This is a genomic window from Flavobacterium ponti (assembly GCF_042652765.1).
GTDB lineage: Bacteria > Bacteroidota > Bacteroidia > Flavobacteriales > Flavobacteriaceae > Flavobacterium > Flavobacterium ponti.
The window spans coordinates 553,457-577,748 of the sequence record NZ_JBHSGW010000025.1; the positions used below are offsets into that span (position 1 = coordinate 553,457).

Consider the following 24,292-nt stretch of genomic DNA (forward strand, 5'->3'; position numbering starts at 1 on the left):
AAGCTATTTTTAACTTATCTCTGTCTTTCAATAAGTGAGTCTAAAATTCGCTTAACTTTTTTTAATGAATTTTGAAATGCTTTTTCTATAGTTTCTGCATAATCAGTAACTGCAATTGGTTCCTTTTTTGCAACTCTAACTTCAATTAAACAACGTTTATCATCATTACCAAATTTTTCACTGTTTTCGTCTCCAAAATGAACTTCTACTCTTGTTATTAATTTATCAAATCTTCCTAATTCATTTGAAACTTCATTTGAAAAAAAGTTAGTCAATCGTTCACTGTTTTCAATATGATTATCGGTGTTAATCTGTATTTGCATAGTTTTTCTGTTTTTATAATTTATACCTTAAATTTACAATAAAAATTATCCTTATCAAAAGTTTTAGGAGAAGTTTAGCATTATAATTATAAAAGGCATAAATCAACTTGAAGGATTTTTTCTATATTTACTTTTCAAAATATATCCATGAAAAAAACGATATTTTTCGCAATCTTTTTATCAGTAACATCCACTTTTTTTGGACAAAACATAACTAAAGAATTCGTTACTGGTACTTGGAAAGTTACTGGCATGCTTCCTTTTGATTCAAGAGGCAATCAAGATATTAAAGAATTAATTGATGGCTTTAAAAACAGTACATTCCTATTTAGTGAAAATGGAAATTTCCAAATTTCAACCACAAAATCTTCAAAGGTTTTTAAAATGATAACTGGAATGACTGCCAAATCAAAATGGAAAGTAGATTCAGAAAAAAACTTAATCAAAATAGGTACTACAAAGGATTCCTATACCAAAATGGGTATCCAAGTAGGTTCAAAAGAAGGAAAAATTGTATTTTATTTAGATGAAACAGCGATGTATTTATTTGTTGAAAAACAATTGAACAAACAACTCATCCCAAAAGAAACTGACACATCTGCAACCAAAAACCTTTTGACTAAAATAAGAGGCATTGATAAAAACCTATTTGAAGCTAAAAGATATACAAAAAACACAACAATTAACTATCGATTTTTGCAACCCAAAACAATAGTAACTAACAAAAAATATCCATTAGTAATTGTATTTCATGGTTCAGGAGCTATTGGTACCGATAATGAAAAACAACTTTGGACAATGGCTAAACTTTGGGCTGAACCTACTATTCAATCAAAATACCCAGCATTTGTTTTGGCACCACAATTCCCTACTCGTTCTTCTAATTATACTTTAGATGCTTCAAGAAATGTATTAACTTCAAAATCTGAACCTTGTTTAGAAACTGTTTTTCAATTGATTGATTCTCTTAAAACAACACTACCAATTGATTTAAAAAGAATTTACATTGTTGGTTATTCCATGGGAGCTTCTACGACTATCAATGCACTTTCTTTACGACCAGATTTATTTGCAGCTGCTGTTAGTTTTGCAGGAATTCCTCAATTTGATAAAATGGATGTTTTAAAAAACAAACCTATTTGGATTATTCACGGAAATAAAGACACTGATAATACTATTGAAAGTGATTTACTATTCTTTGAAGAACTGAAATACAATTCTAAAATTCTTTTTTGGGAATTGGATGGAATTGGACATGAAGATATTATAGGTGCTTCATTTTTAGGTGAAGCGATTCCTAAATGGTTGTTTTCCTTTAAATTAAATTAGAAATATTTATTCTTTCATTCAAACATTTTTTATAAATTTGATTAAACAATTCTTAAAAATATAAATCTATGGAGCCTCAAAACCCAGTATATTGGTTTGAAATCTATGTAGAAGATATGAACAGAGCTCAAAAGTTTTATGAAACCGTTTTAGATGTAAACCTTACTTCATTACCTACTCCAGAAACTATTGAAGATTCTTTATCCATGATGGCTTTTCCTAGCAATCAAAATGGTCCTGGTTCAAGTGGTGCTTTAGTATATATGAAAGGTTTTAAAGCTGGTGGAAATAGTACAATTATTTATTTTGGTGCCGAAGATTGTGCCATTGAAGAAAGTAGAATTGAAGCTGCTGGTGGAAAAATTTTTAAAAATAAATTCTCTATTGGTGAATATGGCTTTATTTCATTAGCCTATGACACAGAAGGAAATATGTTTGGATTATATTCAATGGCATAACCAAATAAACTATAAAATTCTTTTAAGGTTTTAAAAAATAAAGGTCTAATGACCAAAGCATTAAAACCAGTTATTTTCCATGGATTTAAAACAATAAATCTTTTTAGAATCGAAGCATTTATAAGTCTTGAAAACACTCCTTTTTTTAAATTATAGAGAAATACTTGTAACTTCAAAAAATGACACAGTTATATTTCATTTAGAAAAGGATGAAATATCCCTTTATGTTGAGAAGAAATAATAAAGCAGAAAGGAATAGTTTCTTTTTATATATTTGGCTAATTAATTTTTCACAATGATAACACCCGAACAACTAAAGTATTGCCAAATATGCAATCATAGAAAATTAGATTTTGATAAAGGAATCCAATGCAAACTAACTGATGCCTCTCCAACATTTGAAAAAAACTGTCCTACTTTTGATTTAGATGAAAATGCTAAAATAAAAAACGATTCAAAGCAGAGTTACAGTTCTTCAAATAATTCACAAGAATCTGGGCTTGGTTGGAAAGTAGCTCTATCTTTTATAATTGCGGTAATTGCGGTAATCAGATTAGCAGTGACTTGTAATAGAGTCTCTGAGAATAACTCTTCCAATTCAAATTACAAACGTGAAATGGAAAACATGATTCAAAAATTACAAGAAAATGCAAAATATCAAGATCAAATGCCAGCTTTAGATTTTGAAACTAGGCAAGAATTAGGCATTAATCAAATGACCTCAGATAGTTTAATACAAATTACAAATACTAGAAAATTATTATTACCAAAAGGCTATTATATCTTTGAAAATCTTACAAATTCTGATATAGTTTTTTTAGGAAGAGACACGCAAAATTCTAACATTGCTATCTATAAAATAAAAAAAGAACCAAATATAAGACCCTCTCAATTGTGGAAAAAAATGCGTTCTGGTATTGCTAATACAACGATTGACACAGAACTGTTTACTAAAAATCTAAATAATGACGATTTTGAATATACTTTAAAAAATGGAATAACAGCCACAAATGGATATGCTTGGGTTTTTGAAGAAGATGGTTATTGGTTTATCTGCCAGCTAGAAAACTCACATGATAGTAAAGACCAAACCCATTTAAAATCCATGAATTTCTTTAGATACCAAATTAAGAAAAATAGATAATAATGAAACCCTTTCAGTTTGCTGAAAGGGTTTCTAGCAAAATTACTTAATGGTAAAAAAGTAATCTTAACTAACCAAATTTATATTACTAGTCTTTCTTTTTCTTACCATCAATAATGGCTCCTGTCCCGGCTCCAACACCTGCACCTGCTAAACCACCAATTACAGCACCTTCTCCTTTTTTGTCACTGACAATGGCTCCAGTAACGGCACCAACTCCAGCTCCAATAACAGCTCCTTTTGCAGCACCACTCCATTTTTTCTTTTGTGGAGTTGAGGCAGCTTGATTTACTACTATCACTTCTTTTTGTTGCGCTTGTTGTTGTCTAACCATTGCATCATTCATAGAGTCAATTACTCTTTGTTTTGCATATTCAATTTTTAATGAATCAACTGTTGCTTCTTTGGCTAAATCTGCATCAGACTTATCTGTGTTTTTACAAGATATAATGCTTAACGCTACTAATAATATGCTTATCTTTTTCATAATGTTATATTTTAATGATTAATAACATCACAAACTTACAATCACTTAGTCCAATTTATTTTACAGGATTTTATTAATTTGTTATAGAATTTTGAGAGGTAATTTGTTTCTAAAATTAGAAAATCTTCATTAACCTAAATAAATTCTATTTATTCCAAAAAAAAGGACTTCAAATATGAAGCCCTTTTTAAATTATATTAAAATATGATTTTTAAAATTATTCTCTTGTAAAGTCAAAACTTTGACCAGCTACATTCAATTTAAAGCTCTTTTTATCATCAGAAAATTTAATTTCCATTCCTTGAGAAGCTTCGGTAAAAGTTCCATTACCTTTATCTTCAACAGCTAACTCATCACCATTAGCAGCCATAATTAATTGATCACCTTCTTCATAAACACTAACTTTAACAGGAACTTGTTTACTAGAATAATCTCCAACATAAGCAGCATATTTACCAGGTTTTGGTGCTTCATATCCTTCTGTTTTCCAAACATTATTATCATCATTTGAATCTGGTAATAAGTTTTCTGGATCAATAGTTATTTTCTTAATTTCTTCTGTTGAATTATAATTGAATGACCAACTTGTATTACGTTGCCATACCTCAACTGGTAATTTTACAATTTCTTTTTTTCCTGAAACTGTTTCAATTTCTAGGGTTACTGGCATTGCCATTTTCTCTAAATTCTCAATTGAAATTATAGCTCCATTTTTAGGGTTGTTTTTATTATATTTAACTCCTGTTACTGCTTGGTCTAATCTCCAGTTGTTAATGATCCAACCTCTCCAGAACCATCCTAAATCTTCTCCAGATACGTTTTCCATTGTTCTAAAGAAATCATCTGGTGTTGGGTGTTTAAAAGCCCATCTTTCTACATATGTTCTAAAAGCATTATCAAAACGTTCTTTACCTAAAACTTCATTACGAAGTAAGTCTAAAGCTGTTCCTGGCTTCATATATGCTAAAGTTCCTAAATTACGTTCTTTTAAACCATCAGGAGCAGTATAAACAGGTTCTAATGAAGGGCTAGTCATCATTTCTGCCATTCTATGCATATTAAATTTTCTGTCTTTGTACTCACCTGCATTAAAGTCTTCTGCACTTACACCATTGATGAAAGTATTAAACCCTTCATCCATCCAAGCAAATTGTCTTTCGTTTGAACCTACAATCATTGGAAACCAAGCATGTCCAAACTCATGGTCTGTAACACCCCATAAACTTGAACCTTTTGAAGTATACTTACAAAATACGATTCCTGGATATTCCATTCCACCTTCATTTCCTGCTACATTGATAGCAGCTGGATAAGGATATTCAAACCATCTTTTAGAATAACCTTCAATACTAGCTTTAGTATATTCTGTAGAACGACTCCATGCTTTTTGACCTTCACTTTCTACTGGATAAGCTGATACAGCCATTGCTTTTTTACCACTTGGTAAATTAATTCTTGCAGCATCAATAATAAAAGCTGCAGAAGAAGCCCAAGCGACATCACGACTATTAGTCATTTTAAACTTCCATGTTTTTGTACCATTTGCAGACAATTTTCCTAAATCTTCAGAAGAACGAACCATAACAGTTTTTTCACTTTCTTTCGCTTTAGCCCAATTTGATTGTTCTGATGAACTCATCACTTGAGAAGCATTAGTAATCTCACCCGAACAAACCACAAAATGGTTTGACGGAACTGTAATTGCTAATTCAAAATCTCCATATTCACAATAAAACTCACCAGCTCCTAAATAAGGCTGAATGTTCCATCCTCTTACATCATCATAAACTGCCATTTTTGGATACCATTGTGCAATTGTATAAATAGTTCCATTCTTAGTTGGTAAATATCCCATTCTATCTGATCCATATTCTGGTGAAATAAATGAGAAATTCATCTCTACTTTAACTTTTCCACCATTAGCTTTTAATGGTTTATCAAGCATAATTTTCATTCTAGTGTCTGTAATCTCATATTTAGCAGACTTTCCATCTACATTTAAATTACTTATTTTATGTCCACCATCAAATTCTTCTCCTTTTGCTCCATTTCTTGAACCACTCACTGGAACAACTGCATTACCACGAGAATCTTTTGCAAATAAATTTTGATCTAAATACATCCAAATAAATTCCATATCATCCGGACTATTGTTTGTATAAGTAAGCTCTACAGAACCATTTATTGTCTTTGCAGCCTCATTTAAATTAGCTGTTAATTTATAGTCAGCTTTATTTTGCCAATATTTAGGTCCTGGTTTTCCACTTGCAGAACGAAATTCGTTACCGTTTTTAGTATAAAAATTAGGTGCAAATGCATCAACATAACTGTACTTGTTTTCTTTTGTTTCTTGTGCTTGAATACTAGAAAATCCAATACATAAAGCTACTACTGTTATAGCTTTTGAGAAAAAGTTTTTCATTGAAATGGTTTTTTGTTAATATTATCTTGATTAATGATAAGCAAATTAACGAAATTTTTGGTTAGCAATTGTAATAATTACTATATTCACATCTAAAATATTTATCAATGCTTACACTAAATTTTTCTCCTTTTCCAATATTAACATCAGAACGTTTACAATTTAGAAGATTAAACGAAGAAGATGTGCATGAAGTTTTTGAATTACGAAGTAATCCTGAGATTATGAAATATATTCCCAGACCATTAGCAAAGTCAAATGATGAAGCACTGGCTCATATTAAATTAATAAATGATAATATTGATGCTAACACTGATATCAATTGGGCTGTAACCGAAAAAGGGAATAATAAGTGTATTGGAATAATGGGCTTTTATAGAACTCAACCTGAAAATTTTAGAACAGAACTTGGCTACATGATTTCACCAGAACACCATAATAAAGGTTATGTTACAGAAGCTGTTAAAACCTTACTAAATTATGCATTTAATGAATTAAACTTTCATTCTATTGAAGCTGTTATTGACCCTGAAAATATTGCTTCTGAGCGAGTTTTACAAAAAAACGGATTTGTAAAAGAAGCTCATTTTATAGAAAATGGATTTTATAATGGTAAGTTTATGGATACAGTAATTTATTCACTTTTAAAAAGAAATTTTAAATAAGATATGATAGAATTTGAAAAACAATTCCAACAAGTAAAAGAGCTTTTGCATTTTGATGATTTTAATAAAGTCATTAAAAGGATAATTGATTTTACCTTGGACACAGAAAATATTCTTTTCTATGAGAAAACCAATGTATTTTTAAATTGGTTAGACAAAAATGAATCGAATGAATCAGAAATAAAGAATAAACTAAATGTTTTATTAGAGGAACTTCATGTTTTTTTAAAATCAAAAAGTTTGAATGATCACCAGAATATTATTTCAGTTAAAAAGCTTGTAAAACAATATAGTTCTTTTGCACTTGGTCCAATTGATTTAGAAATTAAAACAGGTGAAATAATTGGTTTAGTTGGTGAAAATGGAAATGGAAAAACTACTTTATTAAGAAGTTTATGTGGAGAATTGCATCCTTCAGCTGGCACAATTACTTATAATTTTGAATATGAGGATGCCTTTGATTTGAGAACCAAACTAGTTTATATTCCGCAAAGAACAGAAACTTGGAGAGGTTCAATGTATGAAAACTTAGAGTTTACAGCTAGTTGTTATGGTTATTCTCCTGAAGAAAATAATTTGGTAGTTGATTTAATTATTACTCGTTTAGGATTGAGAAAATTCAGAAATCATGGTTGGAATAGTTTGTCTTCTGGTTATAAAATGCGTTTTGAGTTAGCTCGAATGTTACTTCGTAAACCAAAAATTCTATTGATTGATGAACCTCTAGCTAATCTTGATATTTTAGCACAACAAACCATTTTAGATGATTTTAGAAATATAGCAAATTCACCGTTTAGACCAATTGCTATTGTTCTAAGTTCACAACAATTATATGAAGTAGAAAAAACATCTAATCAAGTTGTTTTCTTGAAAAATGGTTCGCAAAAAAACCTTAATCTAGGTATAGAAAATGAAGAAAAGCATTTGGTAATTGAATTTGAAAGCACTCAATCTTTAAGCGAATTAAAAACAGCTTTTGAAAATTTACAATTGCAAAATATGGAACAAAATGGAGGTACATTAATTGCTACTTTTCCAGAAAATGTTACCGTAACCGATTTTATGAAAACTGTTATTAACCAAAACGTTACCATTAGTTATATGCGAAATATTTCTAATTCAACAAGACGTTTTTTTGTAAACTAAATCAATATGCTTAAAGATATTCAAAAGAAATTATTATTAAAGTATCCTTTGATTTGGAATACTAAATTTGTTCCCATGTTGGTAGTTGGAATACTATTTCATGTTTTATATTTTGGAATAGGTTATTTAAATGGAAGCATCAATTTTACCGGAAAATATTACAATGAAAGTGAAATAAGTGCTGTGATGCTTGGTATTCTTATCGCAGTATTAATTGTAATTATTTGGCTAGTTAACTATTTTAAAAACAATTCTTTAAAATCATTTTATAAGAAAAGTAAAAATGCGTTGTTTTATGAATGGTTTCAAATATTTGTAATTTGCTTTCTATTAGTTTCTTTTTTTATTCCATATAGTATTGGAAAACAACTGCATGAAAGAAGTTATTTTTCTAAAACTGAAGCTACTCAAAGATGTAAAACTATTGCTTTAGCTGATTTATTTATTGATGGTTATTTTGCTCAAACAGAAGTTGATTCTACAAAATCTATTTTAAAAGATACAGTTATTGATGGTGAATATCAGTATACCAAATTATCTTACAAAGATTCAATGCTTTTTCAAGGTAAAAAATATGCTCAATATTCATTAATTAATAGAAGAACTTATGATTTTAGTTTAATATCAAGAGAAGAAGATTCACTTAATGTGTTAGAAGTAAAAAATTGGTTAATCAATAACCAACAAGAAAAAGTAAAAGAGTTGATGGATGATTACTTGAAAATTGTTAATGAACATAAACTAAAGACCAATTTAAAAACGAATAAATGGTTTAAAGAAGTTTATAATTATCCAAACTTCTCAAATTTTTCATATATAAAACCTTATTTTGAAGAATATGAAGCCGAAAAGTCATACAGCAGTTATGAAGTTGTAACAGCTGTACCACAATATGGAAATCAAAACAAGTATTCAAATTATTTTGTACAACAAGATATCTTAAAATCAAGTTATGATACTATTAGTAAAGCTCACACGAATGTGTTTTTAGAATTTGAAGCTTTCTTGGCTTATTTATGTGGTGCTTTGGGACTTTCATTATTACTCTTTTCATTCAAAGTAACAACAGGAAAGAGTTGGTTAATTGCTGTGGTTTGCGTTGGTGTATTAAATATATTGTTTGGAATATTCACCTTGTTTGTTTCATCGAGTACAACCTATTTTTATCTTGTTTTAATTACTTTTGGAATAATGAAAATCTATTTTGCATCTATTTATTTGCAAAGAAAAGGAATAGGCTTATCAAGAATAGTTTTAAATATTTTATTATGGAGTTTTCCTTTTATGATTCCAATTGTTTATGGATTGATTATGGATTATTATAAATCATTTGAATATTCAATTGAATATGGTTACAATTCTCCAGAATATGATTGGTTACAAGAAAATTTTGTAAATATGCTAACCATTAATTTTATTTTCTGTGTTGTCATATTGTTTTTTATGAGTAGAATTATTAGAAATTGGAAAGGAATTGCAGAAGAATAAATGAAAACAATACTAAAAAGCAAAAATTATTCAGCATCGATTAATCATTTTGGTGCTGAATTAGAATCTTTCAAAAAAGACAATACCAATTATATTTGGACAGTTGATGAACAATATTGGAATAAAACCTCACCTATTTTGTTTCCGATTGTTGGAAGATTAAAAAATGATTTCTATGCATTAAATGGAAAAGAATATTTTTTACCAAGACATGGTTTTGCAAGAAATTATGAATTTAAAATCATTGAAAAATCTGAAAACTCAGTTGTTTTTTCTTTAAAACAAAATGATGAAACTTTAAAAGTGTATCCTTTTGAATTTGAATTGCAATTGAAATATGTTTTAGAAAATAATAAACTTACTATTAGCTATTTGGTTATTAATAATTCTAACGAACTTATGCCTTTCAATATTGGTGCACATCCAGCATTTTCAATTCCATCAAATTTTGAGGATTATAGTTTACAATTTAATGAAGATGAAATTTTTGAAACACATTATTTAGAAAATGAATTATTTAAAGGGGAAACGAGTGTAATTGAAAGTGAAAAAGGAAATATTCCGCTAAAATATTCTCTATTTGAAAATGATGCTTTAGTTTTTAAACATTTAAAATCTGATGAAATTTGTATTTTAAAAAATAATAATCCCTATTTAAAAGTGAACTTCAATGGATTTCCTTTTTTAGGAATTTGGACAAAACAAGAAGCTCCATTTATTTGTATTGAACCCTGGTATGGACATGCTGACGAAGTGATTTCAAATAGGAATATTTATAATAAGAAATCAATACAACTATTAAACCCTGACGCAACTTTTCAATCTAGTTTTAGTATTGAAATTACATAAATAAGGTGTTATTTTTCTAAAAAATCGTTCAACCAAAACAAAAATATATAAAATGACTTTTATCAAATAACACCTATTTTAAAAGTCCTATAATTCATCTCTCCTATCTGGCATAATTATTCCACCTCTTTCAATCATTTGAATTTTGGGAGAAATTGTATCTTGTTTTATTTCTTCCTCTTTTTTATCTACTTTTTTATCTACACATGACTCAAATGATATTACAATAAATAATAATGCAAAAATATTTTTCATTAATAACTTCTATTTTTTTAAATAAATTATTTAAAAATAATACGAATTAGCTTTAGAAACTCATTTGAAATTTTGTTCTTTAGCAAAATCAATATAAAATCGATTAAAGTTAAATATATCCGACAAAATAGTGTTTTGTGATAAGCAAATTCATATTTAAAAAAAAGATAATTACTATTTTTTGAATATTATTTTATAATTTTTTATACACAAAAAAACACCCTAAATAAAACTAATTTACTTAGGATGTTTTATCATAAAAACTAAAAAAATTTAGAATAGAAATTTAACACCAACTTGTAAATTTCCAAAAGTTCTATCTGCAACTGAATTCATTGGATTTGCGTTAAAATTAAATTCAGTAGTTTTATCTCCAACATTTGGAGTTGTTGTGGTTGAATTTACATTTAAAATAGTAAATGAAGTCTCAACTGTTAACCATTTATTGATAATGTAATCAAATCCTGGAGATACTTCTAATCCAAAAGAAGACATCTTATCATCTGTAATTTTGTCTTTACCAAACATCACCGGTAATGCAGCTTGTCCATAAAAATAAAGATTACCTGTAACATTCCAGTATTTTCTAACTAATGGTTTAACCACAAAAGTGTTGCTTTCAGCAGTAGTTAATGAACCTGTTTCAGTTTTATTTGAAATATTTCCAACACCTAAACCTACAGTTACTGTTGGTGCGGCAAAATACCCTACAATAGGTAAAATCATGTTTGATGTTGATTTAAGGTCTCCTGTTTTTTCAGAACCAAAAGACACTTGACCAGCTGCCCACCAAGTTCCTTGCAAACCTTCTTGTGCAAATGATGAAATACTAAATAGAGATACAACTGCAATTAAAATTAATTTTTTCATTATTATTGTTTTTAAAATTATAAGTCAAAATTAGTAACAACAAAATATTTAAAAACTGATATAAATCATTGTTCAAAAAATAATTTTAAATCTAAATTGGGAAAGGAAATAATTGCTATTTTAAAGTTTTGCCTTACATTTGCATTCCTATGCAAAAAACCATTAACATATTAAATAAAAGAGCCAAATTTGACTATGAGATATTAGACAAATACAATGCTGGTATTGTATTGACTGGTACTGAAATTAAATCTATAAGATTAGGAAAAGCTTCAATTGCAGAAAGTTTTTGTGAGTTTCACAACAATGAACTCTTCATTATTAATTCTCATATTGAAGAATACCAATATGGAACTCACTATAATCATAAATCAAAAAGTGAGCGTAAACTTTTATTGAACAGAAAAGAATTAAAAAAATTAGAAAAAGATAGTCAAAATAAAGGTTTAACTATTGTTCCTCTAAAATTATATACTAACGAAAAAGGTTTAGCTAAACTTGAAATTGCTTTAGCAAAAGGAAAGAAAAACTATGACAAACGTGAATCCTTAAAAGAACAAGACTCAAAAAGAGATATTGATAGAATAAAAAAATCGTTTTAGGTTTTTTTTATCAAAAAATATGACTAAATTTGTCAAGAATTTACTTGTCATATACCATGAATACTTTATTAAAAATTGCAAGAGAACAAAAAAATCTAAAAACTCGTGAGTTAGCACAACTTATTGGGATAGATCAAGCTTTGATAAGTAAATTTGAAAAAGGAACAAGAAAACCAACCAAAGAACAAATAAAAAAATTATCCGAAGTTTTAGATATTGATTATGAAACATTAATAACTGAATGGATTAAAGCAAGAATTCTATATGAAATAAAAGATGAAGAATTTGGAATTAAAGCTTTACAATTAGCAGAAGCAGAAGCCATTTACAATGCATCATTTAAAAGAAAACCTCTTTCAAAAAATTTACAAGCTATTTTAGTCGATATAGATTTATTAAAAAAAGAATTAGATAACTTTCGTCAATTTGATAGTTTTAGAATTGCTCAGGCATTAGAATTAGAGTACACTTTTGAAAGTAATAGAATTGAAGGAAATACATTAACTTTAAGAGAAACAGATTTAGTAGTTAATGAAGGTTTAACTGTTTCAGGAAAAAGTATGCGTGAACATCTTGAAGCCATAAATCATCAAGAAGCAATTGGTTATATTAAACAATTACTTGAACGTAATTTTTCATTAAACGAAAGAGAATTGCTATCTATTCATAATCTTATTCTTAGAGGAATTATTCCAGAAGATGCTGGAAAATATAGAAAAGTTCAAGTGATGATAAAAGGCAGTTCTCATATGCCACCACAACCTTATTTGGTTGCAAAAGCCATGGAAGATTATTTTATTTGGTTTTTAGAAAACAAAAACAAAATACATCCTATAATTCTAGCAGCAGAAATGCATGAAAGGTTGGTTACAATTCATCCTTTCATTGATGGAAATGGAAGAACTTCTCGTTTGGTTATGAATTTGATTCTTCTTCAACATGGTTATGTAATTGCAAATATAAAAGGAGATTACAATACAAGGATGCAATATTACAAAGCATTAGAAATAGCTCAAACTTCAAATAATAAAGAAGATTTTTTGGTTTTTATAGCTCAAACCGAAAAAGAAAGTTTAGAAAGATATATTTCTATAATTAAGCAATAAGTAAAAGCGAATTCAATTAAACGAGTTCGCTTTTTAATTTTTATTCTCTAAAAGTGGTACAAATCGAAACTCTCCAAATTCATGCTTCTCAAATTGGGTTTCATTTTTTCGAATTAACATCGTCATAATTTGATGCTCTTCACCCAAAGGGATAACTAGTTTTCCTCCTACTTTTAACTGAGCCATTAAAGGTTGCGGAATAAATGGTGCTCCAGCAGTTACAATAATTCCGTCAAATGGTGCAAATTCTGGTAAACCTTTGTAGCCATCTCCAAAAATCACTTTCTTAGGTCTTATTCCTAATTTTGGTAATAAAAGTGACGTTTTTTTAAACAATTCATTTTGTCTTTCAATGGTGTAAACAGTTGCACCCATTGCACATAAAACAGCTGTTTGATAACCACTTCCTGTACCAATTTCAAGAATTTTATCTTCTTTTTTTACTTCTAAAAGTTGACTTTGAAAAGCTACTGTGTAAGGTTGCGAAATAGTTTGATCAGCTGCTATTGGAAAAGCTTTATCTTGGTAAGCAAAATCTTCAAAACTCGAATTCAAAAACAAATGTCTTGGAATAGTTTTTATAGCTTCTAAAACATTTTTATCTGTAATTCCTTTTTCTTCAAGTAGTTTGGCTAATTGATTTCGAAGTCCTTGATGTTTGGCAGTATTTTTCAATTTTGGCTAAAATTTGTTTGGTAAAAATATATCTAAAAATTCCAAAAAGCAAATACCAATTTTCAAATGTTTTTAATATAGAATTTGGAATTTTAACTATTGGATTTTCCTTTATATTTAGTATTTTTGAGAAATTTTAATTTTATGATAAAAGTCGGAGTTTTAGGTGCTGGTCATCTTGGAAAAATACATTTACGATTATTACAACAATCAGAAAAATATGAATTAGTTGGTTTCTATGATGACAACTTGGAAAACGGAAAAAAAGTAGCTGCTGAATTTGGCTACAAACAATTTGACACAATCGCAAGATTAATTCACGCAGTTGATGTTGTTGATATTGTAACTCCTACTCTTTCTCACTATAAATGTGCTAAAGTTGCCATTAAATCTGGTAAACATGTTTTTATTGAAAAACCTATCTCAACTACAGTTGAAGAAGCAGAAGAAATCATTTCTTTAGCTAAAGAATATAACGTTAAAGGTCAAGTTGGGCATGTGGAACGATTCAATCCTGCATTTATTGCTGTGAAAAATCAAATTGAAAGTCCAATGTTTATTGAAACGCATCGTTTGGCTGAATTTAACCCAAGAGGTACAGATGTTCCTGTGGTTTTAGATTTAATGATTCACGATATTGATGCTATTTTGAGTGTGGTAAAATCAAAAGTAAAAGCAGTTCATGCAAGTGGTGTTTCAGTTTTGAGTCAATCTCCAGATATTGCCAATGCTCGTGTTGAATTTGAAAACGGTTGTGTTGCCAACATTACTTCCAGTAGAATCTCGATGAAAAATATGAGGAAATCCCGTTTCTTTCAAAAAGATGCTTACATATCAGTTGATTATTTAGATAAAATTTGCGAAGTCGTAAAAATGAAAGAAGCTCCAGAAGTTCCTGGTGATTTTGATATGATATTACAAAATGCTGAAGGTGAGAAAAAACAAATCTATTTTGATAATCCAGAAGTTTCTCCAAACAATGCGATTTTAGATGAATTGGAATCTTTCGCTGATGCAATCAATAATAACTCAACACCAATTGTAACATTAGAAGATGGAACTGAAGCTTTGAGAGTAGCATACATGATTATTGATTCGATGAATGAAAAATAATAAGTTTCAGAAAACTATCTGAAACAAATAAAACTAAAAAAACAAAAATAAATAATGAAACAAATAGCTGTAATTGGAGCTGGAACAATGGGTAACGGAATTGCTCACACCTTTGCTCAATCAGGATTTACTGTAAAATTAATCGATATTTCTGAAAAATCATTAGAAAAAGGAATGGCAACCATTGCTAATAACTTGGACAGAATGGTTTCAAAAGGAACAATATCAGAAGAAGATAAACACAAAACTATTGGAAACATCATAACTTACACAGACATCAAAGACGGTGTTGTAGGTTGTGATTTAGTTGTAGAAGCTGCTACTGAAAATGTGGGTTTAAAAATGAATATCTTCAAGCAATTGAGTGATACTTGTGATCATAATGTAATTTTAGCTTCAAACACCTCTTCAATTTCTATTACGCAAATTGCTGCACAAGTAGTTCATCCAGAACGTGTAATTGGAATGCATTTTATGAATCCTGTGCCAATCATGAAATTAGTTGAAATCATTCGTGGTTACAATACTTCGGATGAAGTGACTAAAATTATCATGGATTTATCAGTTAAATTAGGAAAAACTCCAACAGAAGTTAACGATTATCCTGGTTTTGTAGCCAACAGAATCTTAATGCCAATGATAAACGAAGCAATCGAAACTCTATACAATGGTGTTGCTGGTGTTGAAGAAATTGATACAGTTATGAAATTAGGAATGGCTCACCCAATGGGACCATTACAATTAGCAGATTTTATTGGATTAGATGTATGTCTTTCAATCTTAAACGTAATGTATGATGGTTTCAAAAATCCAAAATACGCTCCTTGCCCATTATTAGTAAATATGGTAATGGCTGGAAAATTAGGTGCAAAATCTGGTGAAGGTTTCTATGATTATGCAGAAAGTAGAAAAGCAGAGAAAGTTTCAAAACAATTTTCTAAATAAAGTGAATAGTGATTAGTAATTAGTGAATAGCTAGTTACTAATCACTAATTACTAATCACTCAAAAATGAGCAAAATAATCCCATTTAAAGCTGTTCGTCCTGCATCTGATAAAGTTGCGCTAGTATCTTGTAGAAATTATGATGATTATAGTGCTGCTGAACTTGCTGCTTGGTTAAACTTTAATCCTTATTCTTTCTTACATGTTATAAATCCTGCGTTTGCTCATGTGCAAAAGATTAGTTTGGACAAACGTTTTAAAGGTGTTGCTCTAAAGTATCAAGATTTTAAAAACGAACATATTTTTGAACAAGAAGAAAAACCTGTTTTTTATGTGTACGAAATTGAATCGAAAACGCAAAAATTCACAGGAATAATTGCAGGAACTTCAGTAGAAGATTATCAAAATGATGTGATTAAAAAACACGAAGACACCTTGCAATATCGTGTAGAAATGTTCAAAGATTATTTGCATCAAACCCAATTTAATACTGAACCTGTTTTAATCACTTATCCTGATAGTGTTGAGTTGAATACTTGGATTTTACTAAAAAAACAAAGCGAACCTTTGTATCAGTTTTCCACAACCACTAAAGAAAAACATACACTTTGGAAAATTGAAACAGAACATGATATCAATTGGTTACAAGAACATTTTGAAGCTATTCCTAATTTATATATTGCTGATGGACATCATCGTTCAGCTTCGGCTGAATTACTATTCGAACAAGATAAACATTTGAATAACAAAAACTTGAGTTACTTCATGAGTTTTTTGATTCCAGAAAGCAATGTCAAAATCTATGAATACAATCGAATTATTCGTGATTTAAATGGTTATTCAAAATTAGATTTTTTAGAAAAGTTAGAAGAGAATTTCATTATCAAAAGCAAGGACCAAGAACTTTGGAAGCCTCAAGATAAATTTGAATTTGGAATGTATTTAGACGGGAATTTCTATGCATTATTTTATAAGAAAAGTAATGATGAAACGAGTATTTTAGAAAATCTTGATGCCCAAATTCTATATGATAAAGTATTAAATCCTATATTAGGAATCGAAGATTTAAGAAATGACGAAAGAATTGATTATATTTCAGGAAAACAATCTATTACAGCTATAAAACAAGTCGTTGATGAAGGTGAATATGAAGTAGGATTTATGCTATTTCCATCGAACATTAATGAAATTAAAGACTTTGCTGATAACAATTTAATTATGCCTCCTAAAAGTACTTACATTGAACCAAAGTTTAGAAATGGTTTGATTGTGTATGAATTGTAATAAAGTATTAAGATTGAAGAATTAAGACTTAGAAAAACCAAAAAAGGAACACAGATTTAAGAAATTTCAAAAATTTTTATAATTTCTTAAATCTGTGTTCCAAAAAAACAAAAAAATGTCAATAGCTAACAACCTACAAACCATAAAATCCCAACTTCCTAATCATGTAACACTCGTTGCTGTTTCCAAAACAAAACCTGTTAGTGATTTGATGGAAGCTTATGAAGCTGGCCAACGTATTTTTGGAGAAAACAAAATCCAAGAAATGACTGAAAAATGGGAGCAAATGCCCAAAGATATTCAATGGCACATGATTGGTCATGTTCAAACGAATAAGGTTAAATATATGGCTGAATATGTGAGTTTGGTTCATGGTGTTGATAGTTTAAAATTGCTAAAAGAAATCAACAAACAAGCTAAAAAACACAATAGAATCATTGATGTTTTATTACAAATGCATATTGCTGAAGAAGAAACAAAATTTGGTTTGGATAATGATGAATTAGATGAGATTCTGAATCAAGTTCAGAATGACAAAAAATCATTAGAAAATATAAGAATTACAGGTTTAATGGGAATGGCAACTTTCACCGAAAATCAAACTCAAATCAAAAAAGAATTTTTACATTTAAAATCTATTTTTGATAGATTACAAACTTTACAAACAACCAACAACTACCAACCAACAACTATTTCAATGGGAATGTCAGGTGACTATAAACTAGCCGTTGAATGTGGAAGTACTATGGTTAGAATTGGAAGTAGTATTTTTGGGAATAGAAATTATACAAAATAAATAGTAAAAAGATAGCAAAAATACCTTCCAACTTTGTAACTTTGTTTCTTTGCAACTTTAAAGAAAAAGAAAGATTTACGCAATCATAGACATAGAAACTACTGGTGGTCAATTTAATGAAGAAGGAATTACAGAAATTGCTATTTACAAATACAATGGACACGAAGTAATTGATCAATTCATTAGTCTTGTTAATCCCGAAAAACCAATTCAGCCTTTTGTGGTAAAATTGACTGGAATTAACAATGCAATGTTGCGTTCTGCTCCTAAATTTTATGAAGTTGCCAAACGAATCATAGAAATTACTGAAGGTTGCATTGTTGTAGCTCACAATTCCTCATTTGATTATAGAATTTTAAGAACCGAATTTGACCGTTTGGGTTATAAATACATTCGTCCAACAATTTGTACGGTTGAATTATCTAAAAAATTACTTCCAGAACAAGCTTCGTATAGTTTAGGAAAATTGGTTCGTTCGTTAGGAATTCCAGTTACTGATAGACATAGAGCAAGTGGTGATGCTTTGGCAACTGTGAAACTTTTCAAACTTTTGCTTTCAAAAGATACTACCAAAGAAATCGTAAAAGAATACATTAAAACAGAAGTAAAACCAGGAATGGCTCCAAAACTTCTAGATATTGTTGAGAGCTTACCTTCTAAAACTGGAATTTATTACATTCACAATGAAAAAGGTGATTTAATTTACATTGGAAAAAGTAAAAATATCAAGAATAGGATTAGCCAACATTTTACGTCTAAAGTTTCTAAATCTATAAAAATTCAGGCTCAAGTTTATGCTGTTACTTATGAAGAAACAGGTTCTGAATTGATTGCTCTTTTAAAAGAAAGTGAAGAAATTAAAATCAATAAGCCTATTTTCAATAGAGCTCAACGAAAAACGTTATTCAATTGGGCACTTTATTCAGAAAAGACGAAAGAAGGTTATATTGCCCTTAAAGTAGAAAAAACAGATGGTCGTAAAAAAGAAATAACTTCCTTTACTTCACTTCAAGAAGGAAAAAATGCTTTGTTCAAAATCACTGAAAAGTATAATTTATGTCAGAAAATAAATGGCATTTATGATACCAAAAAAAGTTGTTTTCAATATGACATCAAACAATGTTTTGGTGCTTGTATTGGCAAAGAAAATCCTGAAGACTACAATAAAAGAGTACAAGAATTTATTCAAAATAATTCGTTTGAAAACAACAGCATGGTCATCATTGACAAAGGAAGAACTAATTCTGAAAGAAGTGCCGTTCTCATTGAAAATGGCATCTACAAAGGCTATTGTTTTTATGATTTAAATTACCAAATCAACAACATCGAAATTCTTCGAAACTTAATAATTCCTATGCAAAGTAATAGAGATACAATTTCTATTATTCAATCTTATTTGCGAAAAAACAAAAATCTTAAAATTGTAAAATTTTAATTATTGTATATTTGCTTTTATGGAAGAAACTAACTCAAATTGGGAAAAATTTCAAAAGAAAGTTCATGTTATCATTTATGGTACTAACACATTTGCAGGAAAACTTTTTGATTTAATTTTATTAGGTTTAATTCTTTTGAGTGTGGTTTTAGTCATGCTAGAATCTGTAAAAGAATTAGACAACAAATACCACGATTTACTTTATTATTCTGAATGGATTATTACGGTTTTCTTCACTATTGAATACATACTTCGTATCATTTCAATCAAAAAACCTTTAAAATATATTTTTAGCTTTTATGGAATTATCGATTTAATTTCGATTTTACCTATGTATTTGTCGTTCTTTTTTCCACGAACAAAAATCTTATCAATAGTTAGAGCATTAAGATTGCTCCGTTTATTCAGAATATTGAATTTAGCTCATTTTACTGGTCAAGCTTCCAATTTAAAATTAGCTTTGAAAGCAAGTCAGTCAAAAATCATTGTTTTTATTTATTTTGTACTTGTCATTTCAATTTTACTTGGAGCTTTGATGTTTGTTATAGAAGGTCCAAAAAGTGGCTTCACCAGTATTCCAAGAAGTATCTATTGGTGTATTGTAACCCTTACAACTGTTGGTTATGGAGATATTGCTCCAGTAACTACTATTGGTCAAATTATTGCCACTTTAGTAATGATTTTAGGTTATGGAATTATTGCAGTTCCAACCGGAATTGTTTCTGCAGAGTTTGCCAATAAAGCTAGAAATTCAAATCCTAAAAATCCATGTTCGAGTTGTGGAACGGAAGATCATAGAGACAATGCAAAATTTTGTTATCATTGCGGAAATACATTAACTGATGTCTAAAAACTATTTGATTTTTATCGTTGGTCCAACAGCTATTGGAAAAACAGCTTTGAGTATAAAATTAGCTCAACATTTTGGTTGTGAGATACTTTCGTGCGATAGTCGTCAGTTTTTTAAAGAAATGAAAATTGGCACAGCTGTTCCCAATGATGAAGAATTAGCTGCTGCAAAACATCATTTTATACAAAATAAATCAATTTTTGAGAATTATTCTGTTGGAGATTTTGAAAAAGAAGCGATTGCCAAATTAGACGAATTATTCCAGAAAAATCACATACAAATTGTAGTTGGTGGTTCTGGATTATATGTGAATGCTATTTTACAAGGTTTTGATGATTTTCCTGAAGTTCCTAATGAAATTCGTGAAAAAGTAAGAAATCAATATGAAGAAAAAGGTCTTGAATTTCTTCAGGAAAAATTACAAGCATTAGATAACAACTACTACTCTACTCTTTTAAAAGAAAATCCCCAAACGTTACAAAATCCGCAACGAATGATGCGCTTTGTAGAAGTTTGTTTGGCTTCTAATTTGCCATATTCTTCGTTTTTGAATCAAAAGAAAAATCAAAGAAATTTTACTCCAATTATTGTTGGGTTAGAAGCTGAAAGAGAAATCATGTACAACAGAATCAATCAAAGAGTTGACATCATGATGAGCGAAGGTTTACTTGAAGAAGCAAAAAATGTATATCCAAATAAAGAATTGAATGCTTTACAAACGGTTGGTTATAGAGAATTGTTTGATTATTTCGATGGGAAAACAACTTTAGATTTTGCCATTGAACAAATAAAAATGAATACTAGAAGATTTGCCAAGCGTCAATTGACTTGGTTCAAACGAAATGAAGATACTATTTGGTTTGATTTTCAAACAGAAACTTCAACAATTATAAATACAATTTCAGAAAAAATACAGCATGCAGATTAATCCCAATTTTACCTCAATATACGAACAAGAATTCGAACTTACTTTTTTAAATTGTTATTCAAACGGTTTATTAAAATATACTGATTTATGCAATTTTATTCAAATAACAGCTGGAAATCACGCTGATTTAGGAGGAATTAGTTATTCGGATTTGCAAAGACATGACCAAGCTTGGGTTTTGAGTAGAATGCGAGTTGAAATTAGCAAATTACCCAAATGGCGAGATAAAATTGTAATGAAAACTTGGATAAAATCACTAGAAAATTCACGTTCGACTCGTTGTTTGGAAATGTATTTGAATAATGAAAAAATTGTAGGCTGTGAAACGTATTGGGTTACCATAAATACCAAAACAAGAAGACCTGATACCTTAGCGTTGAGTCATGAACATTTTGAAAGATTTGACACCAATGCAACCATCAAACCAACTGAAAAAATAAATACTGATGATGTTATTGAAAAAATTGGAAATAGAACTGTTGCTTTTTCTGATTTAGATATAGTCAATCATGCTAATAATGTTAAATACCTAGAATGGTGTTTGGATTATGAAAATCCTAAAAATCTTTTAATGAGCAAAGTCAAAGCTTTTGATATGAATTTTATGCGAGAATTAAACTTAAATGATGAAGCTGAAATTAAATGCAATTCACATGAAAATGAAAGTATTTTTACACTTTCAAAAAAAGACAAAGTGGCTTATGCTTTGAAAATTGAGTGGACATAAAAAAAGCCCTAATTTCTTAGAGCTTTTGATATTGCAGGATCATTTATTTCTTAACAACTAATCTAAATCCTTCACCATGAATATTAAGTATTTCTACATTTTCATCTGGTTTTAAGTATTTTCTAAGTTTGGCAATATACACATCCATACTTCTTGAAGTAAAATAGTTATCATCTCTCCATATTTTTGTAAGTGCTAATTCTCTTGGCATGACATCATCTTCATGTAACGCTAACATCTTAAGTAATTCGCATTCTTTTGGAGACAATTTTGTTGGTTCTCCACCATCAAAAGACAATTGTCTTAATTTAGAATTTAAGTGGAATTTACCGATATTGAATTCAAAAACTGTAGAATCTGGTTTTGTTTCAGCACTTTTTCTTTGAATAATTGCTTTGATTTTCATTAATAGAACTTCACTATCAAAAGGTTTATTCAAATAATCATCAGCACCAACTTTGTAGCCTTTTAACACATCTTCTTTCATAGATTTAGCTGTTAAAAATACAATTGGCACATCTTGGTTTTTTTCGCGAATTTCTCTTGCTAAAGTATATCCATCTTTATAGGGCATCATCACATCTAAAATACACAAATCGAAAGTATCTTTTTTGAATTTTTCAAAACCTTCCATTCCGTTTTTAGCATGAGTTACTTCAAAATCATTTAGCATTAAATAATCTTTTAGTATTGCTCCAAAATTTGGATCATCTTCTACTAGTAATATTTTCTTTAAATTTTCCATAGTATTTTTTTTATTTTCTTATTCTTCTTTTAATTAATAATTGGCATTTTAATGGTAAAAGTACTTCCTTTTCCTTTTTCACTTTCAACCGAAATATAACCGTTATGGTCATCTATAATTTGCTTTACGTAAGACAAGCCTAAACCATGTCCTTTTACGTTATGAACGTCTCCAGTATGTTCTCTAAAAAACTTATCAAAAGCTTTTTTCTGAGCTACTTTACTCATTCCTATTCCGTTATCTTTTATTTTTATCAAGATAAAATCTCTTACATTTTCTGTATGAATATTTATAATTGGACGTTCAACAGAATACTTTATAGCATTGTCTAATATATTTACTATCACATTTGTAAAGTGTGAATCGTTTAATAAAGCAGTTGTTCTAGTTGCTTCAAAGTTAGTTGTAACTTCTCCTTCTCTATCTTCAACAATTAAACCAATGTGTTCCACTGCATCTTCAATAATTTCATGAACATTGTGTGGTTCTTTATTAATATCTAGTTCTTTCTTCTCTAATTTTGAAATTCGAAGCACATTTTCAACTTGAGCGTGCATTCTTTTATTTTCATCCTTTATCATTTGAAGATATCGCTGTACTTTTTCTTTATCATCAATAATTTTGGGGTTTTTAATGGCATCCAATGCTAAATTTATTGTAGCAATTGGAGTTTTAAACTCGTGTGTCATGTTATTAATGAAATCTGACTTAATTTCAGAAATTTGCTTCTGAGTAATCAACTGTTTCAAAGCACTTGCATAAGTTAAAATAATTATCAAAGTCAGCAACAATGAAAGAGCTACAACCCAAAATATAGAAGATAAAACGTATTTACTCTTTTGAGGAAAAGTAACTAATAATTGATAGCGACTATTTCCATCTATATCTTGAAAAATTGGAACTCCATACGTGTTTTCTTTATCATAATTGAAGTTATCTGATTTTAACTTAGTAGCCAATCCATTATTATAAACACTGAACTCAAAAGGTGTTTTAACTTCGTATTTATTCAATTCGTTGAACAAAATCCGTTCTAAGTCATCTTTTGACAATCGTTCATAAAGTGATTTTTGAGCCATTACATCCTTAAATGCAATTTCATATTGTGCTCTATCTAAAATGTCTAAATTTCCTTTATTTTCAATTGTTACGTCTGGTGTATTCCTTAAACCAATGGATGAATTATCAATTGCATTAGCATTGTAAACTTCAGTTTTACGTTCTGCAACATAGGATTTAATTGATGATGAATCTGCTTTATTGTCAAAGAACGTACCTTTTATATCGAAATCTTGAGGTATTATTGAATTGGAATAAATTATGGTTTCGTTTGTATTATTATTCTTTGAGATATAATAAAAATTTCTAATATCACTTTGCTTAGGTAGTTTTCCAAGACTATCAGCCATTTGATTAAATCGCTTATAAAAAGTATAAAACTCTCTATCATTGATTTTTTGTGATACATTTCCAATAACTTGCTGTACGTGTTGTTTAAACTGTTCATTGTTTTTTTGTAACAACAGGTTTATCCAATAAAACTTAATAACTATCAGTCCTATTAATGAAACACTCATAAAAAAAACCAATATTCTAAATCTCGCTTTGTTCATCAATACAAATTTAGTATTTTAACATAATTAATGAATAT

The 24,292-nt window shown here is 29.0% G+C and carries 25 protein-coding genes; 17 read left to right on the forward strand and 8 right to left on the reverse strand.

Annotated elements, in window-relative coordinates; all coding sequences use genetic code 11:
• Positions 1-14: 14 nt before the first annotated feature.
• Positions 15-323, reverse strand: a complete 309-nt coding sequence (locus ACFO3U_RS10890; RefSeq protein ID WP_379741983.1) for an HPF/RaiA family ribosome-associated protein — start codon at positions 321-323, stop codon at positions 15-17.
• A gap of 147 nt (positions 324-470) precedes the next feature.
• Between ACFO3U_RS10890 and ACFO3U_RS10895 the strand changes: the two genes are divergently transcribed.
• The 3 genes from ACFO3U_RS10895 (at position 471) to ACFO3U_RS10905 (ending at position 3,254) form a co-directional block, all read left to right on the forward strand.
• Positions 471-1,652, forward strand: coding sequence for a carboxylesterase family protein (locus ACFO3U_RS10895; protein WP_379741986.1), 1,182 nt, complete (start codon positions 471-473; stop codon positions 1,650-1,652).
• 68 nt (positions 1,653-1,720) lie between these two features.
• A complete protein-coding gene (locus ACFO3U_RS10900) occupies positions 1,721-2,110 on the forward strand; it encodes a VOC family protein (protein WP_379741989.1) in 390 nt (129 codons plus the stop codon).
• Positions 2,111-2,405: 295 nt separating this feature from the next.
• The gene (locus ACFO3U_RS10905; RefSeq protein WP_379741992.1) at positions 2,406-3,254 is read left to right on the forward strand and encodes a hypothetical protein; all 849 of its coding nucleotides are present in this window, start codon (positions 2,406-2,408) and stop codon (positions 3,252-3,254) included.
• Between the two features lie 88 nt (positions 3,255-3,342).
• Here ACFO3U_RS10905 and ACFO3U_RS10910 read toward each other — a convergent pair whose 3' ends face one another.
• Entirely contained in the window at positions 3,343-3,741 is a 399-nt protein-coding gene (locus tag ACFO3U_RS10910) for a glycine zipper family protein (RefSeq protein WP_379741995.1), read from the reverse strand.
• 217 nt (positions 3,742-3,958) lie between these two features.
• Positions 3,959-6,163: a M1 family metallopeptidase gene (locus tag ACFO3U_RS10915; protein ID WP_379741998.1), complete on the reverse strand. Its 2,205-nt coding sequence runs from the start codon at positions 6,161-6,163 to the stop codon at positions 3,959-3,961.
• Positions 6,164-6,270: 107 nt separating this feature from the next.
• Here ACFO3U_RS10915 and ACFO3U_RS10920 point away from each other — a divergent pair, with 107 nt between their 5' ends.
• Genes ACFO3U_RS10920 through ACFO3U_RS10935 form a run of 4 tightly spaced genes read left to right on the forward strand, consistent with a single transcriptional unit; the run spans position 6,271 to position 10,311 of the window.
• Positions 6,271-6,828, forward strand: a complete 558-nt coding sequence (locus tag ACFO3U_RS10920) for a GNAT family N-acetyltransferase (RefSeq protein ID WP_379742001.1) — start codon at positions 6,271-6,273, stop codon at positions 6,826-6,828.
• A 3-nt stretch (positions 6,829-6,831) separates the two neighbouring features.
• The gene (locus tag ACFO3U_RS10925) at positions 6,832-7,974 is read left to right on the forward strand and encodes an ABC transporter ATP-binding protein (RefSeq protein ID WP_379742004.1); all 1,143 of its coding nucleotides are present in this window, start codon (positions 6,832-6,834) and stop codon (positions 7,972-7,974) included.
• A gap of 6 nt (positions 7,975-7,980) precedes the next feature.
• Positions 7,981-9,462: a hypothetical protein gene (locus tag ACFO3U_RS10930; RefSeq protein WP_379742007.1), complete on the forward strand. Its 1,482-nt coding sequence runs from the start codon at positions 7,981-7,983 to the stop codon at positions 9,460-9,462.
• The gene (locus tag ACFO3U_RS10935; protein ID WP_379742010.1) at positions 9,463-10,311 is read left to right on the forward strand and encodes an aldose 1-epimerase family protein; all 849 of its coding nucleotides are present in this window, start codon (positions 9,463-9,465) and stop codon (positions 10,309-10,311) included. It begins immediately after the preceding gene.
• Positions 10,312-10,398: 87 nt separating this feature from the next.
• Here ACFO3U_RS10935 and ACFO3U_RS10940 read toward each other — a convergent pair whose 3' ends face one another.
• On the reverse strand, positions 10,399-10,566 hold the full coding sequence (locus ACFO3U_RS10940; RefSeq protein WP_379742013.1) for a hypothetical protein: 168 nt from the start codon (positions 10,564-10,566) through the stop codon (positions 10,399-10,401).
• 273 nt (positions 10,567-10,839) lie between these two features.
• Positions 10,840-11,436, reverse strand: a complete 597-nt coding sequence (locus tag ACFO3U_RS10945; RefSeq protein WP_379742016.1) for an outer membrane beta-barrel protein — start codon at positions 11,434-11,436, stop codon at positions 10,840-10,842.
• 149 nt (positions 11,437-11,585) lie between these two features.
• Here ACFO3U_RS10945 and smpB point away from each other — a divergent pair, with 149 nt between their 5' ends.
• Entirely contained in the window at positions 11,586-12,038 is a 453-nt protein-coding gene (gene smpB, locus ACFO3U_RS10950; protein ID WP_379742019.1) for an SsrA-binding protein SmpB, read from the forward strand.
• Positions 12,039-12,094: 56 nt separating this feature from the next.
• Positions 12,095-13,144 carry a Fic family protein gene (locus tag ACFO3U_RS10955; RefSeq protein ID WP_379742085.1) on the forward strand — a complete coding sequence of 350 codons (1,050 nt, stop codon included), beginning with the start codon at positions 12,095-12,097 and terminating at the stop codon, positions 13,142-13,144.
• A 33-nt stretch (positions 13,145-13,177) separates the two neighbouring features.
• Here the strand turns inward: ACFO3U_RS10955 and ACFO3U_RS10960 are convergent, their stop codons facing one another.
• On the reverse strand, positions 13,178-13,819 hold the full coding sequence (locus ACFO3U_RS10960; RefSeq protein ID WP_379742022.1) for a protein-L-isoaspartate(D-aspartate) O-methyltransferase: 642 nt from the start codon (positions 13,817-13,819) through the stop codon (positions 13,178-13,180).
• Between the two features lie 144 nt (positions 13,820-13,963).
• Here ACFO3U_RS10960 and ACFO3U_RS10965 point away from each other — a divergent pair, with 144 nt between their 5' ends.
• The 8 genes from ACFO3U_RS10965 to ACFO3U_RS11000 all read left to right on the forward strand — a co-directional run bounded on the left by ACFO3U_RS10965 (position 13,964) and on the right by ACFO3U_RS11000 (position 21,896).
• Positions 13,964-14,932: a Gfo/Idh/MocA family protein gene (locus ACFO3U_RS10965; protein ID WP_379742025.1), complete on the forward strand. Its 969-nt coding sequence runs from the start codon at positions 13,964-13,966 to the stop codon at positions 14,930-14,932.
• 54 nt (positions 14,933-14,986) lie between these two features.
• Positions 14,987-15,877 carry a 3-hydroxyacyl-CoA dehydrogenase family protein gene (locus ACFO3U_RS10970; protein ID WP_379742028.1) on the forward strand — a complete coding sequence of 297 codons (891 nt, stop codon included), beginning with the start codon at positions 14,987-14,989 and terminating at the stop codon, positions 15,875-15,877.
• A gap of 65 nt (positions 15,878-15,942) precedes the next feature.
• Positions 15,943-17,160 (forward strand): DUF1015 domain-containing protein, encoded by a 1,218-nt coding sequence (locus tag ACFO3U_RS10975; RefSeq protein WP_379742031.1) that lies wholly within the window; start codon positions 15,943-15,945, stop codon positions 17,158-17,160.
• Between the two features lie 115 nt (positions 17,161-17,275).
• Entirely contained in the window at positions 17,276-17,956 is a 681-nt protein-coding gene (locus tag ACFO3U_RS10980; protein ID WP_379742034.1) for a YggS family pyridoxal phosphate-dependent enzyme, read from the forward strand.
• 73 nt (positions 17,957-18,029) lie between these two features.
• Positions 18,030-19,391 (forward strand): exonuclease domain-containing protein, encoded by a 1,362-nt coding sequence (locus tag ACFO3U_RS10985; protein WP_379742088.1) that lies wholly within the window; start codon positions 18,030-18,032, stop codon positions 19,389-19,391.
• A 19-nt stretch (positions 19,392-19,410) separates the two neighbouring features.
• Entirely contained in the window at positions 19,411-20,241 is an 831-nt protein-coding gene (locus ACFO3U_RS10990) for an ion transporter (protein WP_379742037.1), read from the forward strand.
• Positions 20,234-21,169: a tRNA (adenosine(37)-N6)-dimethylallyltransferase MiaA gene (miaA, locus tag ACFO3U_RS10995; protein WP_379742041.1), complete on the forward strand. Its 936-nt coding sequence runs from the start codon at positions 20,234-20,236 to the stop codon at positions 21,167-21,169. Before ACFO3U_RS10990 ends, miaA begins: the two co-directional genes overlap by 8 nt.
• On the forward strand, positions 21,159-21,896 hold the full coding sequence (locus tag ACFO3U_RS11000; protein WP_379742044.1) for an acyl-[acyl-carrier-protein] thioesterase: 738 nt from the start codon (positions 21,159-21,161) through the stop codon (positions 21,894-21,896). The genes miaA and ACFO3U_RS11000 overlap by 11 nt, the downstream gene beginning before the upstream one ends.
• A 43-nt stretch (positions 21,897-21,939) precedes the next feature.
• On the opposite strand, the gene ACFO3U_RS11005 is transcribed toward ACFO3U_RS11000, so the two are convergent.
• Together ACFO3U_RS11005 and ACFO3U_RS11010 are read right to left on the reverse strand one after the other, a co-directional pair.
• Positions 21,940-22,641 carry a response regulator transcription factor gene (locus tag ACFO3U_RS11005; RefSeq protein WP_379742047.1) on the reverse strand — a complete coding sequence of 234 codons (702 nt, stop codon included), beginning with the start codon at positions 22,639-22,641 and terminating at the stop codon, positions 21,940-21,942.
• Between the two features lie 29 nt (positions 22,642-22,670).
• The gene (locus tag ACFO3U_RS11010; RefSeq protein WP_379742050.1) at positions 22,671-24,254 is read right to left on the reverse strand and encodes a sensor histidine kinase; all 1,584 of its coding nucleotides are present in this window, start codon (positions 24,252-24,254) and stop codon (positions 22,671-22,673) included.
• Positions 24,255-24,292 lie beyond the last annotated feature (38 nt).

Excerpts from the sequence above, each read along its gene's own strand:
- ACFO3U_RS10900 (WP_379741989.1), top strand. The coding sequence starts at position 1,721 with ATGGAGCCTCAAAACCCAGTATATTGGTTTGAAATCTATGTAGAAGAT.
- ACFO3U_RS10910 (WP_379741995.1), bottom strand. The coding sequence starts at position 3,741 with ATGAAAAAGATAAGCATATTATTAGTAGCGTTAAGCATTATATCTTGT.
- ACFO3U_RS10975 (WP_379742031.1), top strand. The coding sequence starts at position 15,943 with ATGAGCAAAATAATCCCATTTAAAGCTGTTCGTCCTGCATCTGATAAA.
- ACFO3U_RS10920 (WP_379742001.1), top strand. The coding sequence starts at position 6,271 with ATGCTTACACTAAATTTTTCTCCTTTTCCAATATTAACATCAGAACGT.
- ACFO3U_RS11000 (WP_379742044.1), top strand. The coding sequence starts at position 21,159 with ATGCAGATTAATCCCAATTTTACCTCAATATACGAACAAGAATTCGAA.
- ACFO3U_RS10955 (WP_379742085.1), top strand. The coding sequence starts at position 12,095 with ATGAATACTTTATTAAAAATTGCAAGAGAACAAAAAAATCTAAAAACT.
- ACFO3U_RS10935 (WP_379742010.1), top strand. The coding sequence starts at position 9,463 with ATGAAAACAATACTAAAAAGCAAAAATTATTCAGCATCGATTAATCAT.
- miaA (WP_379742041.1), top strand. The coding sequence starts at position 20,234 with ATGTCTAAAAACTATTTGATTTTTATCGTTGGTCCAACAGCTATTGGA.
- ACFO3U_RS10915 (WP_379741998.1), bottom strand. The coding sequence starts at position 6,163 with ATGAAAAACTTTTTCTCAAAAGCTATAACAGTAGTAGCTTTATGTATT.
- ACFO3U_RS10990 (WP_379742037.1), top strand. The coding sequence starts at position 19,411 with ATGGAAGAAACTAACTCAAATTGGGAAAAATTTCAAAAGAAAGTTCAT.
- ACFO3U_RS10925 (WP_379742004.1), top strand. The coding sequence starts at position 6,832 with ATGATAGAATTTGAAAAACAATTCCAACAAGTAAAAGAGCTTTTGCAT.
- ACFO3U_RS10945 (WP_379742016.1), bottom strand. The coding sequence starts at position 11,436 with ATGAAAAAATTAATTTTAATTGCAGTTGTATCTCTATTTAGTATTTCA.
- ACFO3U_RS11010 (WP_379742050.1), bottom strand. The coding sequence starts at position 24,254 with ATGAACAAAGCGAGATTTAGAATATTGGTTTTTTTTATGAGTGTTTCA.
- ACFO3U_RS10980 (WP_379742034.1), top strand. The coding sequence starts at position 17,276 with ATGTCAATAGCTAACAACCTACAAACCATAAAATCCCAACTTCCTAAT.
- ACFO3U_RS10940 (WP_379742013.1), bottom strand. The coding sequence starts at position 10,566 with ATGAAAAATATTTTTGCATTATTATTTATTGTAATATCATTTGAGTCA.
- ACFO3U_RS10970 (WP_379742028.1), top strand. The coding sequence starts at position 14,987 with ATGAAACAAATAGCTGTAATTGGAGCTGGAACAATGGGTAACGGAATT.
- ACFO3U_RS10905 (WP_379741992.1), top strand. The coding sequence starts at position 2,406 with ATGATAACACCCGAACAACTAAAGTATTGCCAAATATGCAATCATAGA.
- smpB (WP_379742019.1), top strand. The coding sequence starts at position 11,586 with ATGCAAAAAACCATTAACATATTAAATAAAAGAGCCAAATTTGACTAT.
- ACFO3U_RS10895 (WP_379741986.1), top strand. The coding sequence starts at position 471 with ATGAAAAAAACGATATTTTTCGCAATCTTTTTATCAGTAACATCCACT.
- ACFO3U_RS10930 (WP_379742007.1), top strand. The coding sequence starts at position 7,981 with ATGCTTAAAGATATTCAAAAGAAATTATTATTAAAGTATCCTTTGATT.
- ACFO3U_RS10890 (WP_379741983.1), bottom strand. The coding sequence starts at position 323 with ATGCAAATACAGATTAACACCGATAATCATATTGAAAACAGTGAACGA.
- ACFO3U_RS10965 (WP_379742025.1), top strand. The coding sequence starts at position 13,964 with ATGATAAAAGTCGGAGTTTTAGGTGCTGGTCATCTTGGAAAAATACAT.
- ACFO3U_RS11005 (WP_379742047.1), bottom strand. The coding sequence starts at position 22,641 with ATGGAAAATTTAAAGAAAATATTACTAGTAGAAGATGATCCAAATTTT.